This is a genomic window from Haloterrigena salina JCM 13891 (assembly GCF_000337495.1).
GTDB lineage: Archaea > Halobacteriota > Halobacteria > Halobacteriales > Natrialbaceae > Haloterrigena > Haloterrigena salina.
Genome location: NZ_AOIS01000045.1, coordinates 99,381 through 113,589 on the forward strand (window position 1 = coordinate 99,381; position 14,209 = coordinate 113,589).

Annotated in this window: 14 protein-coding genes and 1 pseudogene; 6 read left to right on the top strand and 9 right to left on the bottom strand. The window is 66.8% G+C overall.

The window, feature by feature from the left end:
• Nucleotides 1–35 precede the first annotated feature (35 nt).
• Both C477_RS24915 and C477_RS13080 read right to left on the bottom strand, forming a co-directional pair.
• Nucleotides 36–413: pseudogene (locus C477_RS24915) on the bottom strand (response regulator); the annotation flags it as partial.
• A gap of 111 nt (nt 414–524) precedes the next feature.
• Nucleotides 525–1,490: an HhH-GPD family protein gene (locus C477_RS13080; RefSeq protein WP_008894973.1), complete on the bottom strand. Its 966-nt coding sequence runs from the start codon at nt 1,488–1,490 to the stop codon at nt 525–527.
• A 514-nt stretch (nt 1,491–2,004) separates the two neighbouring features.
• Between C477_RS13080 and C477_RS13085 the strand changes: the two genes are divergently transcribed.
• Nucleotides 2,005–2,328: a hypothetical protein gene (locus tag C477_RS13085; protein WP_008894974.1), complete on the top strand. Its 324-nt coding sequence runs from the start codon at nt 2,005–2,007 to the stop codon at nt 2,326–2,328.
• A gap of 72 nt (nt 2,329–2,400) precedes the next feature.
• On the opposite strand, the gene C477_RS13090 is transcribed toward C477_RS13085, so the two are convergent.
• The 3 genes from C477_RS13090 to C477_RS13105 all read right to left on the bottom strand — a co-directional run bounded on the left by C477_RS13090 (nt 2,401) and on the right by C477_RS13105 (nt 7,457).
• Nucleotides 2,401–2,868 (bottom strand): response regulator, encoded by a 468-nt coding sequence (locus tag C477_RS13090; protein ID WP_008894975.1) that lies wholly within the window; start codon nt 2,866–2,868, stop codon nt 2,401–2,403.
• A 238-nt stretch (nt 2,869–3,106) separates the two neighbouring features.
• Nucleotides 3,107–5,011 (bottom strand): DHH family phosphoesterase, encoded by a 1,905-nt coding sequence (locus C477_RS13100; RefSeq protein ID WP_008894977.1) that lies wholly within the window; start codon nt 5,009–5,011, stop codon nt 3,107–3,109.
• A 193-nt stretch (nt 5,012–5,204) separates the two neighbouring features.
• On the bottom strand, nt 5,205–7,457 hold the full coding sequence (locus C477_RS13105; RefSeq protein ID WP_008894978.1) for an NADP-dependent malic enzyme: 2,253 nt from the start codon (nt 7,455–7,457) through the stop codon (nt 5,205–5,207).
• Between the two features lie 206 nt (nt 7,458–7,663).
• On the opposite strand from C477_RS13105, the gene C477_RS13110 reads away from it, so the two are divergent.
• Both C477_RS13110 and C477_RS13115 read left to right on the top strand, forming a co-directional pair.
• Complete coding sequence (locus C477_RS13110) at nt 7,664–8,158, top strand: Mov34/MPN/PAD-1 family protein (protein WP_008894979.1); 495 nt, start codon at nt 7,664–7,666, stop codon at nt 8,156–8,158.
• Between the two features lie 111 nt (nt 8,159–8,269).
• A complete protein-coding gene (locus tag C477_RS13115) occupies nt 8,270–8,701 on the top strand; it encodes an adenylyltransferase/cytidyltransferase family protein (protein ID WP_008894980.1) in 432 nt (143 codons plus the stop codon).
• Nucleotides 8,702–8,724: 23 nt separating this feature from the next.
• Here the strand turns inward: C477_RS13115 and C477_RS24140 are convergent, their stop codons facing one another.
• The gene (locus C477_RS24140) at nt 8,725–8,880 is read right to left on the bottom strand and encodes a hypothetical protein (RefSeq protein ID WP_008894981.1); all 156 of its coding nucleotides are present in this window, start codon (nt 8,878–8,880) and stop codon (nt 8,725–8,727) included.
• Nucleotides 8,881–9,174: 294 nt separating this feature from the next.
• Between C477_RS24140 and ilvD the strand changes: the two genes are divergently transcribed.
• The 3 genes from ilvD to C477_RS13130 all read left to right on the top strand — a co-directional run bounded on the left by ilvD (nt 9,175) and on the right by C477_RS13130 (nt 11,746).
• A complete protein-coding gene (gene ilvD / locus C477_RS13120) occupies nt 9,175–10,911 on the top strand; it encodes a dihydroxy-acid dehydratase (RefSeq protein ID WP_008894982.1) in 1,737 nt (578 codons plus the stop codon).
• Nucleotides 10,912–11,146: 235 nt separating this feature from the next.
• On the top strand, nt 11,147–11,533 hold the full coding sequence (locus C477_RS13125) for a hypothetical protein (RefSeq protein ID WP_152423323.1): 387 nt from the start codon (nt 11,147–11,149) through the stop codon (nt 11,531–11,533).
• A gap of 6 nt (nt 11,534–11,539) precedes the next feature.
• A complete protein-coding gene (locus tag C477_RS13130; protein WP_008894984.1) occupies nt 11,540–11,746 on the top strand; it encodes a helix-turn-helix transcriptional regulator in 207 nt (68 codons plus the stop codon).
• Nucleotides 11,747–11,776: 30 nt separating this feature from the next.
• Here the strand turns inward: C477_RS13130 and mobA are convergent, their stop codons facing one another.
• Genes mobA through C477_RS13145 form a run of 3 tightly spaced genes read right to left on the bottom strand, consistent with a single transcriptional unit; the run spans nt 11,777 to nt 14,045 of the window.
• Nucleotides 11,777–12,439, bottom strand: a complete 663-nt coding sequence (gene mobA, locus C477_RS13135) for a molybdenum cofactor guanylyltransferase (protein ID WP_008894985.1) — start codon at nt 12,437–12,439, stop codon at nt 11,777–11,779.
• Between the two features lie 59 nt (nt 12,440–12,498).
• Nucleotides 12,499–13,293 (bottom strand): selenium cofactor biosynthesis protein YqeC, encoded by a 795-nt coding sequence (yqeC, locus tag C477_RS13140; RefSeq protein ID WP_008894986.1) that lies wholly within the window; start codon nt 13,291–13,293, stop codon nt 12,499–12,501.
• Between the two features lie 47 nt (nt 13,294–13,340).
• On the bottom strand, nt 13,341–14,045 hold the full coding sequence (locus C477_RS13145; RefSeq protein ID WP_008894987.1) for a glycosyltransferase: 705 nt from the start codon (nt 14,043–14,045) through the stop codon (nt 13,341–13,343).
• Nucleotides 14,046–14,209: the final 164 nt, after the last annotated feature.

Sequence of the window (14,209 nt, forward strand, 5' to 3'; positions counted from 1 at the left end):
GCGTTCTCCGTCCCGTCGCCGCGCGGGACGTAGTCGGTGATCCCCGCCGAGATTGCGCGACTAGCCAGCGCTTCGCTTCCCGCCCCGGTCAGCATGAGCACCGGGAATTTGGGGTCACGGTCCCGAATCGATCGCAGGAGGTCCAGCCCGGTCGTCTCGCCGAGGTCGGCCTCGGTGACGACGCAGTCGACCGCCGCGAGCGACTCGAGGACGGCCGCACTCGACTCGACGGTTCGAACGGTCAGCTCGGTATCGCCCTCGCAGTCCCGAAGCTCCGCGGGGATTCCCCGCTCGGCGCCGTCGAAGCCGACGCAGCAGACGCGGATCGTCGCCGTCTGGCGGCTGCGGATGGACGTCGATTCGAGGCGGTCGGAGACGGTTCCGTCCGGTCCGGAGGGCGGTTGACTGGTCATGTGAAATGTGGGGAGAGAGCGGTCGCACGAGCGGTACCGACTGACTGCACGTAATTGCTCGAAGTGACGAAACCAAATAACGGTTCTGGGACCGCGTCTCGACGTGGGCCGCTACCGGCGGAGTCGAGCCACGAGCCCTCCGTTTTCGCCCTCCTCGAGGTCGACCAGCCCGTCGGACTCGAGGTCGGTCAGCAGCCCCGTGAGCCACTCGCGCCCGTACTTGCCGTCGGGGGCGTAATCGACGCGGATGCGGTGACCCAGGGTGTCCAACTCGAGTTCGTCGTACTCCCGTAGCGTCCCGATCACGCGGCCGCGGAACTGGCGGCGGCTTCCCTCGAAGGAGGGCTGAGTTGGGACGTCCGGCGCGGTGAAGTCGCCGCTGGCGTAGGCGTCACACCACTCGCGCCAGGGGCAGCCGACCTCGTCGCACTTCGGCGTCTGGGTGCAGGCGACGCCGCCCAGTTCCATGATCGCGTTGTTCCAGACTCGCGACTCGCCGTCGGGCATGAGTTCGCTCGCGGCCGTCTCGAACGCCGTGTCGTCATCGGGGATCGAAAACGCCCGGTAGGCGACCCGCTTGACGTTCGTGTCGACGACCGCGTCGCCGTTGTTGAAGGCGAAACTCGCCACGGCGTTGGCGGTGTAGGGGCCGACGCCCATCAGTTCCTGCAGTTCGTCGGGCGTTTCAGGGAAGTCGCCGCCGTACTCCGACTCCACCTGCCCGGCCGCCTCGTGGAGGTACTTCGCCCGGTTGTTGTAGCCGAGGCTGTGATCCGTCCAGAAGCCGACGACGTCCGCTCGATCCGCGGCGGCGAGGTCGGCCGTCGTCGGCCAGCGCTCGAGGAACTCCTCCCAGGCCTCGACCACTCGATCGAGTTGGGTCTGCTGGCTCATCACCTCGCTGACGAGGATCTCGTAGGGATCGTCGGTCCGCCGCCACGGGAACTCGCGGTGGTCGTCCTCGTACCACGCGATCAGGGCCTCGCGGACGGCCTCGAGGTCGTCGGGGAGCGACCAGTCCCCGTCGCCCGCACCCGAACCCGAACCGGCGTCGGCATCGTCGTCGCTCTCACTCATCGGTCGATCTAGCGACCCGCCGGTCTTACTGGTGGCGGTTCGGGATCGATTCCAGCGGTACTTCGATCGCCGGATCCGTCTCGCTCCGACCGATGATTCCACGTGCGGTGGCGCGCGCTGACGGAGCGCCTGAGTAGAGCGAGGTGCGAGCTATGCGAGCACCTCGGAAAGTGAACGGCGAACGAAGTGAGCCGTGAGCACTGCAAAGGCGTGCCGGTGACTGCGTGCGAGGTCTTCGCGAGGTGTACGAGCGAATGGCTTGGAAGACGCGGAGCGTCTTCCAGTGGATGAGTGAGCGACCAACGGGAGCGATCGAATCGGCTGGGGCGGATCGTGGGACTCCCCGTTGCCACGATAGCAGCGCGTTCGACATCGACCTCACGAGTGGTCTCGTTCCAGTTATCGTCTGTTTGAGACGGAACCCGAACGCAGTGACTCGAGTACGGTCGGTTGTGTTAGCACACGATGAGTCGACCACGAAAGCCCTATCCCGTCGGCTCGAGTCCCCTCCCGTATGAGCCTCGACGATCTCAACGACGACGTGACGGACGCCTACAGCGCGCTGGACGAGGACCTCACCGTCTCGCTCGATCGGGAAACGCGAAACGAACTCGCCTTGCTCGAGACCGCCCTCGAGCCCGAAGAGACGGACGAACTCGTCCGGCGGGCGATTCACATGCTCTTCCAGTCGACGATCGATACCGGAAAGCTGGACTTCCAGCTGCGAACGGCCTACGACGTCACCTACGACGAGTACCTCTCGGGGATGACCTTCGAGGAGATGACCGGCGCGGATCAGTATCCGTCGATGGACGACGAGCGGCGCTATCAATTCTAACGTCCAGTTGAATCGCGCAACTGACGCGGTACGCTGCGATTCGAAAGTAGTCGCTCTGCGGAACTGACTCCCTCAGAGCCGATCGATCCGGTTGGGGAGCCGCGCGGTCGCGATCCAGAACTCGGCGACTCGCGCCATCGTCTCGGCGAGCGCCGCGGGTTCGGACGGCGTCGGCAGGACGGCGTTAGCGCCCCGGTTGTAGGCATCAGTGACGACGTCGTCCTCGGGCTCGTCGACGGTCGCGACGACCGGAATTCGGGCGAGCGTCGTTTGCTCGGCCATTCGCTCGAGCACCGCGAGTCCGTCCGGGCCCGGGGCCGGAAGCCCCAGGCGGAGCACGACGAGACAGGGAGCCGGCGCGTCGGCGTGGTCGTCGCGCCCCTCGAGAAACGCCAGCGCCTCGTCGCCGTCCGAGACCACGTGCATGGTCGTCGTCGCCCCCGTGTCCGAAAACCCGTCTCTCGTGTGGCGAGCACGCTCCTCGGACGGCTCGACGAGTAACACGTCGGCCGGTTCCGCTGATTCGCTTCGGTCGATCATCGAGTCCTGCCACCTCGGTCCCGTCGCCCGTCTCGGCGCTCGTCTCGGCGCTCGCTCTCGACCGTCGGCGAGACCGGGCGCTCGAGGCCGGTAGCCCGGTCTCGAGAGCGCTCGTCAGTCTGGGGTGGGACAGTCATGCTACAGTCGATCGATGGCCGCTGCTCGGAACCGCGTCCGTCTCGGTTCGAGTCCGGTCGACGCTCGACGGCGACGGTCGGACTCGAGTCGCGGGTCACCGTTAGTCGTCGATCGGCGCCGCGCTCGAGAGCGCTTCGTCGATCTCCGCGTCCTCCATCTTCTCGACCAAGGCGTCGATGACGTCCTCGCGTTTGCCCTTGACGAACTTGATCGAGCCGACGACGAGGTGGCCGCCGCCGGAGACGCCGCCGCCGGGGACCTCCTCCTCGAGTTCCGAGACCATGTTCGGAATGTCCAGTCGCACGCCGTCGCTCCGGAGGACGGCGAAGTCCGGCCCGTAGCCGACCGTGATCACGGGATCGCCGGTCTCCTCGATCTTCCGGTCGTGGATCTCGCCGGTCGTTTTGCCCGGCGCGGGGTAGGTAAAACGGTGGGCGTAGTTCTCGACGTCGATGCGGTAGAGGTGGGCACCGTTGTCCAGGTCCTCGTGCTCTAAGTGGGGCATCGCCGCGTCGAGTTGCTCGTCGACCTCCTCGCGGGCCCGGTCGGCGAAGAACTCGACGAGTTCGCGGTGGCGGTCCTCGTCGGCCGAATCGATCTGGAGCAGGTCCTGAATCAGTTGGTCGCCTGAATTGTAGCGCAGCCAGAAGGCGGCGTAGTCGAGCGCCTCGCTTACGTCCTGCAGGCGGTCCTCGTCGTAGCCCTCCTCGGCGGCCAGCTCGAGGTAGTCGGTCATCGCGTCGGCCTTCGAGCGGTCCGAGAGGCCCGCGACGGCGGGGACGTGGCGGAGTTCGTCGCCGAGGTCAGGGTAGATCATCCGCGCGAGTTCGACGCACAGCATCCCCGTCGTGATCCGGTAGTCCTCGTCGTGGAGGTAGGGGTTGACGTGGGCGTCGAGTAGATCCTCGACGGCGTCGGGATCAGGGTGGTGGTGGTCGACGACCGCGATCGGGATGTCGTAGTGGGCCAGCGTCTCGTAGGCCGGGACGTCCTCGGCCGTCGAGCCGTTGTCCAGCATGAGCAGGAGCGGGAGCTGCTGGCCGTGTTTCTCGCAGTCCTCGAGGGCGAAGTTCAGGTCCCGCGTGGCGTCTTCCATCTCGTAGAACGGCGCCTTGGCGGGCAGGCGCTTGATGAGGTGGCGCGGGGCGTTCTCGTCCTCGTGGACGTCCGCGATGAATCGCTCGAGGGCGATCTGGACGGGGACGGCGGCGCACATGCCGTCGCCGTCGGCGTGGTGGCGCACCCGGATGGGCCGTCCCTCGAGGACGGTCCGACGCAGCAGCTTCGCGACCTCCCGCAGGTTCGGGCGCAGTTTCTCGAAGGCGGGCCAGTCGATCAGCGGCTCGACGTCGTGGGGTTCGGCGCGCTCTTCGAGGGCGTCCTCGAGGCGGTCGCGGGCCTCGTCGGCGTCCTCGTCCTCGAGTTTCGAGAGACCGTCGACCTCGATCTGGATCGAACCCTCGCGGCGCTCGGGCGTGCCGGTCACGCGGACGACGTCGCCGACCTCGGTGGCGGGGTAGGCGCGGACGCCGGCCTCCTCGAAGGCGGCACAGGGGACGACGCCGTACTCGTCGGCGACGTGGAAGATCGTCGGGCCGGCGGTCTGTTTGACCTGGACGACCTTCCCCTCGAGGTGGATCTGGTCGCCGATATTCGCCTTGAGCCGGTCGGTGCCGGTCAGGGCGTAGTCGTGGCCGACGTTCTCGAGGGTGTACTCCTCGATGTCGACCGGCTCGAAGGCCATGTCGCCGTTGTCTCGGACGCTCTCGAGTTCGACGACGAGCTCGTCGCCGACGGCGAAGGTGCCCTCGAGGACCGATTCGTGGACGAGCCCGGAGACGGACTCGGAGAGATCGACGAAGACACCGTAATCGACGATACCGTTGATTTCTGCGAGATACGGTCGGTTTCGCTCTACATCTTCTGCCGTACACTCGGCAGCGAGATCGTAGACGACGGAATCCCCGTCATCTGCGCCGGGTTCCCCGGCGGACTCACGTGTCATCTTGAACCGTAGTTTGGGCCGGTCGCGTATAACCCTTGTCAAGAAGGGAGACGACGGCTCGAGAACATCTTCGACGACGGCGTCGACGGCGAACTGACTGCGTGACTGTCACGTCTGGACATCGGTGACCCGCACGTCCATCGAAAACGGCCCGTCGGGGCCGAAGAGCAGCGCCGGAGTCCGATCGGTACCGCTACTCGCCCTGCGCGTCGACGGTCGCGACGGCCGCGAGGTTCACGATGTCGCTGACCTCGTCGTCCCGTTGGAGGACGTGGACCGGGCGATCCATCCCGACCAGCATCGGCCCGATCGCCTCGGCGCCGCCCAGCCGCTGGAGCAGCTTGTAGCAGACGTTGCCCGCCTCGAGGTTGGGGAGGACGAGCACGTTCGCGGGCTCGTCGAGCTCGGCGAACTCGTAGTTGTCCTCGAGCAGTTCCTCGACGACGGCGGTGTCGGCCTGCATCTCCCCGTCGACGGGGAAGTCGACGTCGGGATCCGCTCGGAGCCGCTGGGCCGCTCGTCGGGGTTTGCGGGTGCCCTCGTTGTCGACGCTACCGAAGTCCGAGTACGACAGGAGGGCGGCGCGGGGCTCGACGTTGAACCGCCGCGCGAGGTCGGCCGTGTGGCGCGTGATCTCGGCTAACACGTCCTCGTCGGGGTCCTGGTTGACCGTCGCGTCGGCGAGGAAGACGACGCGGTTCTTGAACGTCAGCATGTAGACGCCCGCGGCGTAGTCGGTGTCGGGCGCCGTGCCGACCACCTGCAGCGGCGGCCGCAGCGCCGAGGGATAGTGGTTCGTCAGCCCGGTGAGCATCGCGTCGGCGTCGCCTTGGTCGACCATCACCGACGCGAAGTAGTCGCTGTCCCGGATCCGTTCTCGCGCCTCGGTCCTCGTCACGCCCTTGCGCCGGCGGCGCTCGTAGAGCGCCTCGGCGTACTCCTCGTAGTCGCCGGTCGACGGATCGACGATCTCGGGGTCGAACTCGAGGTTGAGATCGGCGACGGTGGCCCGGATCTCTTCGGCGTCGCCGATCAGCACCGGCCGCGCGAGGTCGCGGTCCTCGAGCTGGGCCGCCGCCCGGATGATCTTCTCGTTGGTCCCTTCGGCCAGTGCGAGCCGCTTCGGGTCGGTCTTGGCCTTGTTGAACACGGTCCGCATCATCTCGCGGGACTTGCCCAGCCGCGCCTCGAGGTCCTCGACGTAGGTCTCGAGGTCGAGGTCGGTGCGGGCGGCGCCGCTCTCGACGGCGGCGCGGGCGACGGCGGGCGCGACCTCGAAGAGCACGCGCGGATCGAGGGGCTTCGGGATGATGTACTCGGGGCCGAACTGCAGCGGCTGGTCGCCGTAGGCCTTGCGGACGGCGTCTGGAACGTCGGTCCGCGCGAGGTCGGCGATGGCCTCCGCGGCGGCGACCTTCATCTCCTCGTTGATCTCGCTGGCCCGGACGTCGAGCGCGCCGCGGAAGATGAAGGGAAACCCGAGGACGTTGTTGACCTGATTCGGGTAGTCTGAGCGGCCGGTCGCCATGATGACCGTGTCGTCCCGGGCGTTCTTGGCCGTCTCGTAGTCGATCTCCGGGTCGGGGTTGGCCATCGCGAAGATGATCGGATCCGCGGCCATCGAGCGCACCATCTCGGCGTCGACGATCCCGCCGACGGAGAGGCCGACGAAGACGTCCGCGTCGACGATCGCGTCGGCGACGTCGCCCGGGGGCACGTCGCGAGCGAACTCGCGGCTGTAGGGGTCGAGGTCGCCGGACTCGGCCCGCTCGGTCGTCAGGATGCCGTCGATGTCGACCATGGTGATGTTCTCCTTCGGGACGCCCAGCGAGACGAAAAACCGGGCGGTCGCGATGGCCGCCGCACCGGCGCCGGAGAACGTGACCGAGAGTTCTTCCATGTCCTTATCGGCGATGTCGACGGCGTTGAGCAGCGCCGCGCCGGAGATGATCGCGGTGCCGTGCTGGTCGTCGTGAAAGACCGGGACGTCCATCCGCTCGCGCAGTCGCTCCTCGATCGTGAAGCAGGCGGGCGCGGCGATGTCCTCGATGTTGACGCCGCCGAAGGTCGGTTCCATCGCCGCGACCGACTCGACGAAGGCGTCGACGTTGTCGTGATCGAGTTCGATGTCGAAGACGTCGATGTCGGCGAAGCGCTTGAACAGCACGCCCTTCCCCTCCATGACGGGTTTCGACGCTTGGGCGCCGATATCGCCCAGTCCGAGCACCGCCGAGCCGTTCGAGACGACGCCGACGAGGTTCCCTTTGGCCGTGTACTGGTAGGCGTCGTCTTCGTGATCGGCGATCTCGCGACACGGCGCGGCGACCCCGGGCGAGTACGCCAGCGAGAGGTCGCGCTGGGTGGTCGTCGACTTCGTCGTGCGGATCTCGATCTTGCCGGGGGGCTCTTCGCGGTGGTACTCGAGCGAATCGTCGTCTAGTGACATAAATGCGAATACGGAGAGCCGCCGGAAAAACAGTATGCTAGTAGGGATAGATAATATATACACACCTAGTTGACGATCGACAGATATCACGGACGATCGGGACGGACGATCGGCGAAGCCGCAGCCGCCGGCCCGACGCTCACCGCGGAGCCGTCGCCGAAACGACCATCGGAACGTTTAGCAACCGCAAGCACGCAGGTCGTGTCATGGGGCTGTTCGACGCGCTGTTTCGCTCGAGTTCGATCCTCGGCATCGCCGAGGAGACCCTCGAGTTCGCCCTCGAATCCTCCGAAGCCGCCCATCCCGACGAGTACATGGGATTCCTCCGGGGAACCGAGGCGGAGCGACTCGGGATCGACCGGGACGGACTCGTCATCACGGACGTTCTCGTGATTCCCGGCACCGAGTCGAACAGCGTCAGCGCGACCGTCAAGACGAGCCAGATCCCGAACGACGTGAAGGCGCTGGGCAGCGTTCACTCGCACCCGAACGGCGTGATCAGCCCGAGCGACGCGGATCTGGAGACGTTCGGTCGGGGCAGCGTCCACGTCATCATCGGCGCGCCGTATCGGCGCTCGGACTGGCAGGCCTTCGATTCGGGGGGCGAGCCGACCCAGCTGAACGTGATCGACGTGGAACTGCCCGAAACCGAGGACTTCTTCGATTTCACGCAGGCGGATATCGACGACGAACTTCGATAGTATGATGCTCGAGACGACTCCCGGTCCGATCCGCGGACCGACTGCGAACCCGAGACGACGAACCGATCGACCGACGACCGAGGGAGCCGCGACGGGGCTTCGGGGGGCGCGATGACGCGGACGGTCGTCGCCCAGGGGACCTTCGACATCCTCCACCCCGGACACGTCCACTACCTCGAGGAAGCCGCGGCGATGGGCGACAAACTGCTCGTCATCGTCGCCCGGAAGTCGAACGTCGACCACAAGAAGAAGCCGATCTGTCCGGCGGCGCAGCGCCGGGACGTCGTCGCCGCCCTCGAGGCCGTCGATGACGCGATCGTCGGCCACGAGGAGGACATCTTCGCGCCCATCGAGGAGATCGACCCCGACGTGATCGCGCTGGGCCACGACCAGCACCACGACGACGACGCGATCGAGGCCGAACTCGAGCGCCGCGGAATCGACTGCACCGTCGAGCGCGCGAGCGCCCGCGACCCCGAACGCGAAGACGAGATCCTCTCGACGCGGCTGATCATCGATCGGATCCTCGAGCGCCGCGGCTGAGGGCCGAACCGCGGGCGCTCCCGTCAGTTTTCCAGGATAACCGGCGGGGGGAGCCGCATCGAATCGATCGTGTGGCCGGTCTCGACGAAGTGTTCGATGGCCTGCTCCGAGACCTCCGCCTCGGTCGTGGCCCCGGCGGTGCTGGCCTGCCAATCACACTCCAGACAGTACTTATACATTCGTGGCTCTGTCAGTCACTCTGTGACAGCGGCGGGAAAGGTTCGTGCAGGAAATCGAAGGGCGCGAGCGTGTGCAGGGCCGAGAACGCCAGTGTTAGCATTCAGATGTTGTGTGCAAGTAAGTGAATCAGAACCGGTTTTCGGCAGTTCTGACAGTTTCGTTTACTGTCGGTATCGGTCGCGACGGTCGTCAATCGGGCCGCCACCGATCGCCCGAAGGTGTTCGCTACGAGCGTGATAGTGGCCGATACCGGTATCCGAGGACTTTAAGCGCCGAGGTAGCAATCTCCCGGTATGAGCCAACAGCCCGAGCAGCGGTCGCCCGCGGAGGGCAAACCGGACGACCTGCCGAGCAACGAGGTCACGGAAGGGGTCGAACGCGCGCCCCACCGTGCGATGTTCCGCGCGATGGGATACGACGACGAGGACTTCGACTCGCCGATGATCGGCGTCGCGAACCCGGCCGCGGACATCACGCCCTGTAACGTCCACCTAGACGACGTCGCGGGGTCGGCCTACGACGCCGTCGACGAGGCCGGCGGGATGCCCATCGAGTTCGGGACGATCACCATCTCCGACGCCATCTCGATGGGAACCGAGGGGATGAAGGCCTCCCTCATCTCCCGAGAGGTCATCGCCGACTCCGTCGAACTCGTCGCCTTCGGCGAGCGCATGGACGGGCTGGTCACCATCGGCGGCTGCGACAAGAACATGCCCGGCATGATGATGGCCGCCATCCGAACTGATCTGCCCAGCGTCTTCCTCTACGGCGGGTCGATCATGCCCGGCGAACACGAGGGCCGCGAGATCACGGTCCAGAACCTCTTCGAGGGCGTCGGCGCCGTCGCCGACGGCGAGATGTCCCGGGAGGAACTCGACGAGATGGAGCGCAACGCCTGCCCCGGCGCCGGCTCCTGCGGCGGGATGTTCACCGCCAACACGATGGCATCGATCTCCGAGACCATCGGCTTCGCGCCGCTGGGGTCGTCCTCACCGCTCGCCGAGGACGAGGACCGCTACGAGGTCGCCCGCGAGAGCGGCGAGCTCGCCGTCGAGGCCGTCGAGGAGCGACGCAAGCCCTCGGACTTCCTCACCAAGGAATCCTTCGAGAACGCCATCGCGCTCCAGGTCGCCGTCGGCGGTTCGACCAACGCCGTCCTCCACCTGCTGGCGATGGCCGCCGAAGCCGGCGTCGACCTCGACATCGAGGAGTTCAACGAGATCAGCGCCCGAACGCCCAAGATCGCCGACCTCCAGCCCGGCGGCGAGCGCGTCATGAAGGACCTCCACGAGGTCGGCGGCGTCCCCGTCGTCCTCCGCGAACTGCTCGAGGCGGACCTGCTCCACGGCGACGCGCTGACGGTCACCGGCGAGACGATCGCCGAGGGGCTCGAGCGCATCGATCCGCCGGCCATCGAGGACCTCGACGCGGACTTCCTCAACACCGTCGACGAACCGATCCACGAGCGCGGCGCGATCCGCATCCTGACGGGCAACCTCGCGCCCGACGGCGCCGTCATCAAGATCACCGGCGAGGACCACCTCCACCACGAGGGTCCCGTCCGGATCTTCGAGGAGGAGGAGAACGCGATGGAGTACGTTCAGGAAGGACACGTCGAGACCGGCGACGTCATCGGGATCCGCAACGAGGGCCCCCAGGGCGGCCCCGGTATGCGCGAGATGCTCGGCGTCACGAGCGCGGTCGCCGGCCAGGGCCACGCCGAGGACGTCGCGCTCTTTACCGACGGTCGGTTCTCCGGCGCCACTCGCGGCTTTTCCATCGGTCACGTCGCGCCGGAGGCCGCCGCCGGCGGCCCCATCGCGGCCCTCGAGGACGGCGACACGATCACCATCGACATCGACGACCACGAGCTCTCCGTGGACCTCACCGACGAGGAACTCGAGGCGCGACTCGAGGAACGCGACGAGCCAGAACCCAACTACACGACGGGCGTGCTGGCGAAGTACGGCCAGATGTTCGGTTCGGCGGCCAACGGTGCGGTGACGAACCCCGGTGCGAAGGACGAGTAATCGAGTACCGCGTTTTCCGCACCGAACATCGGTTTCGCTCGGAATCCCTGTTTTCGTCGACGACTGCGTTCTTCGGTGACCGATAGCGTAACGTAACTCGAGTGAGCGACGAGGCGGCCAGTTCGTGGTCCGAGCCCTTCCCCGAAGTAGTGTCGAACACAGCCGACGTTTCGTCTATAATCTCCGTCGTTATGGAAAAATATTAGTACGTTATGTCGTACTTGCTTTCCATATGATGTCAAAGATAGAACGATATCTGGCGCACGCAGTCGGACTGGCCGGACTAATCGTCGGAATATTCGGGGCCAGCGAGGCCAACGCGTCGCTTGCACTGGGCGGCGGGATCGTCGGCGCGGCGGCCCTCGGATGGCATCAACATGGAAGTGCCAATCGCGAGAACGACGAACGGCAGATGGCGATTCACTATCGCGCCGGCTACGTTTCCTTCTGGGCGCTGTACTGGTTCCTGTTTATCTTCGCGATAGCTGGTATCGACGTGACCGAGAGCGGCGATATGAGCTACGCGCTTCCGACGTGGGGGTATCAGGTCGTGCTGACGTCCTGGATACTCGGGACCGTCTCGATGGCGGTAACGAGGCTGTGGTACAAACGACAGTTCTGAGGACCCATGGAAAATAATCTCAAGGTCTGGCGGGCGAAGGCCGACGTCACGCAGGCCGAACTCGCCGAGGAGGTGGACGTCTCCCGACAGACGATCAACGCCATCGAGCGCGGCCGGTACGATCCGAGCCTCGAGTTGGCCTTCGAACTGGCCCGCTACTTCGACTGCCGAATCGAGGACATCTTCACGTACGACCCCGCAGACGGCGACTGACGGCCGATTCAGTTCCGAACCCGACGATCCTCAGCTCTCGGACTCCTCGAGCCAGCCTTCCGCCTCCGCGAGCGCCTCTTGGGTGTCGATCCCCTCGAACGTCCGCTCCGAGACGCCTTCGAGGGCCTCCTCGCCGACTTCCGCGACGTCGATGCGCTCGAGGGCGGCGACGATCCGCTTGTCCTCGGAGTCGAGGGTCTCCGCGCAGGCCTGGGCCATCGCGTCGGCCCGGTAGACCGCCTGGGTCGTCTGGTACCAGCCGTCCTCGAGGCGGACCACGGCCCCGTCGCGACCGCGGGCGCGCTCGCGGAGCGCCTCGAGCAACGCGGGATCGACGAAGGGCATGTCGCAGGCGACGACGGCCGCGTACTCGCGGTCGACGGCCTCGAGGCCGACCTGAATACCCGCGAGCGGCCCCCTGTCCGGGACGGGGTCGGTCGCGTACCGGGGCTCGAGGTCGCTGCCCGCGAGCGCGTCTTGAATCGCCTCGAGCTGATCGTCGCGGCAGTTGACTACGAGGTCGTCGGTCACGGTCTCGAGTCGGTCGACGACCCAGCGGATCATGGGCGTTCCCGCGAGGTCGGCGACGGCCTTGTCCGACTCGCCGAAGCGCGTGGAGTAGCCGCCGGCGAGGACGACGCCGCCGAGCGAGCGTTCGCTGGTCACGGTCGGCGATAGGACCAGCGATCCCATAAACTACGCCCTCATTCCGTCGCAGCTGGGGACTCGAGGACGGGGCGGGATCGGCGGCGTCACTCGAGGACGTCGACCAACGGCTCGTCGGCGATCATGCTCGTCAGGACGACACGCGGGATTCGACCGTGTGCGGCCTCGCTGGCGTCCGCGCTCCGCTCGAGAATCCGCGTCGCGATCTCGCGGGCGACCGCGCGGTCGTCGGCGTCGTCGACCATGTTGAGAACCGGCACGTACGTCGCGTCCGGCGGCACGTCCTTCAGCCCGCCGTCGGGGCTGGTGAGGATCGTCGCGACGTCGTCCGGACGGATGATCTCCCCGATCTCACGGCCGGTGACCGCGGCGACGCGTTCCGGCCGGTGGACGGCCCCCTCGTCGAGGGGTCGGCCGACCGCGTCGACGCTGGCGATCGCGAGCACCGTCTCCGCGGCCGCGGGCAGTTGGGGCTCGCGCTCGTTCGGCGCCTTCAGCAGCCGCGTTCGCGCCCCGTCGGCCTTGACGAGGACGTGATCGACGCTCGAGGACGCCGCGATCCGATCGACGACGTCCGTGTCGTACCCCAGGTAGCGATCGTCTCGCTCCTGTTCCGGGACCAGGCCCAGCGGCCACTCGAGGTCGTCCGCGGCGCCGTCGGGCTCGTCGGCGTCGGCCCGCTCGAGCAGCGAAATGGGGTCCTCAGTGACTCGCACCGCGGCGACCTGCCGGTCGAAGATCGGAATGCGGACGGTCGCCGTCACGACGGCGCGCTCGAGGTGACCGGCGAGTTCGTACAGCGTCGATTTCTTGCCCCCGGCGCCGACGACGCAGGTGAGCGAAGCGTCGGCCGCGAGGGCGTCGACGAGATCCGAATCCATAGCCGTCGATACGACGACCGACGAGAAAGAGCCGGCGGTCGGCCCCGCTACGAGAAGTGGTCTCGCGTCGGGGACCGGTTCGGCAGCGCGTACTCGAGGTAGCCGACGAGGTACGCCAGCAGGAGCGGGAGATACCCCTCCCGCTCGTGGCGTCGAACCGACGTCCGAACCGGGCAGTCGGGGTCGTAGACGACGGATCCCGCCTCGCACAATCGCAGGGAAAGGTCGGTATCCTCGAGGAAGGAAAGCGACTCGTCGAAGCCGTCGATCTCCTCGAACGCCGACCGGCGCACGCTGCAGTTCGGCCCCGGCTGCTGGACGAAGCCGACGGGCCAGCTGGCCCGGTACCACCAGTCCGAGAGGAGTCGGAATCGGAAGCGGTGGGCCAACCCGCCGGCGAGCGGCCGGAGCGGGCCGCCGACGCCGACGACTGCCGTCGTCGCGTAGTGGCGCCAGTGGCGTCGCACCCACGTCGGCGGGACGACCGTGTCGGCGTCGGTAAACAGCAAGACGTCGCCGGTCGCGGCCGCTGCGCCCCGGTTGCGTGCCGCGCCGGGACCGTCGCAGCGGTCGTCGGCGAGCACGCGGTCGACCGCCCCGTGTTCGCGAGCGACCCTGCGGGTCGCCGTTCCGCTGGCGACGACGATTACCTCGAGTCGCCCGTCGAACGACTGCCGGGCGAGGGACGCCAGCGTGCGCTCGAGGCGCTCCCCTTCCTCGCGGGCGGGGACGACGACCGAGGCGGTGTCCATGCGTAGCGACTGTCGACGCGATCGATATAACAGTGCTCTTTACTCGTGATATGAAGTGAGAGTGAGTCTCCAGATTCGATAACTACGTCTGCGAACGTACCGGAAATGCGTTTGCCACTCGGCAGGCTGTAGTCGTTAACTTGAACTGTTAGCCGGCGTTCTAC

What these genes read in the sequence shown, in the direction of transcription:
- C477_RS13080 (WP_008894973.1), bottom strand. Translation starts at nt 1,490, where the DNA reads ATGAGTGAGAGCGACGACGATGCCGACGCCGGTTCGGGTTCGGGTGCG.
- C477_RS13085 (WP_008894974.1), top strand. Translation starts at nt 2,005, where the DNA reads ATGAGCCTCGACGATCTCAACGACGACGTGACGGACGCCTACAGCGCG.
- C477_RS13090 (WP_008894975.1), bottom strand. Translation starts at nt 2,868, where the DNA reads ATGATCGACCGAAGCGAATCAGCGGAACCGGCCGACGTGTTACTCGTC.
- C477_RS13100 (WP_008894977.1), bottom strand. Translation starts at nt 5,011, where the DNA reads ATGACACGTGAGTCCGCCGGGGAACCCGGCGCAGATGACGGGGATTCC.
- C477_RS13105 (WP_008894978.1), bottom strand. Translation starts at nt 7,457, where the DNA reads ATGTCACTAGACGACGATTCGCTCGAGTACCACCGCGAAGAGCCCCCC.
- C477_RS13110 (WP_008894979.1), top strand. Translation starts at nt 7,664, where the DNA reads ATGGGGCTGTTCGACGCGCTGTTTCGCTCGAGTTCGATCCTCGGCATC.
- C477_RS13115 (WP_008894980.1), top strand. Translation starts at nt 8,270, where the DNA reads ATGACGCGGACGGTCGTCGCCCAGGGGACCTTCGACATCCTCCACCCC.
- C477_RS24140 (WP_008894981.1), bottom strand. Translation starts at nt 8,880, where the DNA reads ATGTATAAGTACTGTCTGGAGTGTGATTGGCAGGCCAGCACCGCCGGG.
- ilvD (WP_008894982.1), top strand. Translation starts at nt 9,175, where the DNA reads ATGAGCCAACAGCCCGAGCAGCGGTCGCCCGCGGAGGGCAAACCGGAC.
- C477_RS13125 (WP_152423323.1), top strand. Translation starts at nt 11,147, where the DNA reads ATGTCAAAGATAGAACGATATCTGGCGCACGCAGTCGGACTGGCCGGA.
- C477_RS13130 (WP_008894984.1), top strand. Translation starts at nt 11,540, where the DNA reads ATGGAAAATAATCTCAAGGTCTGGCGGGCGAAGGCCGACGTCACGCAG.
- mobA (WP_008894985.1), bottom strand. Translation starts at nt 12,439, where the DNA reads ATGGGATCGCTGGTCCTATCGCCGACCGTGACCAGCGAACGCTCGCTC.
- yqeC (WP_008894986.1), bottom strand. Translation starts at nt 13,293, where the DNA reads ATGGATTCGGATCTCGTCGACGCCCTCGCGGCCGACGCTTCGCTCACC.
- C477_RS13145 (WP_008894987.1), bottom strand. Translation starts at nt 14,045, where the DNA reads ATGGACACCGCCTCGGTCGTCGTCCCCGCCCGCGAGGAAGGGGAGCGC.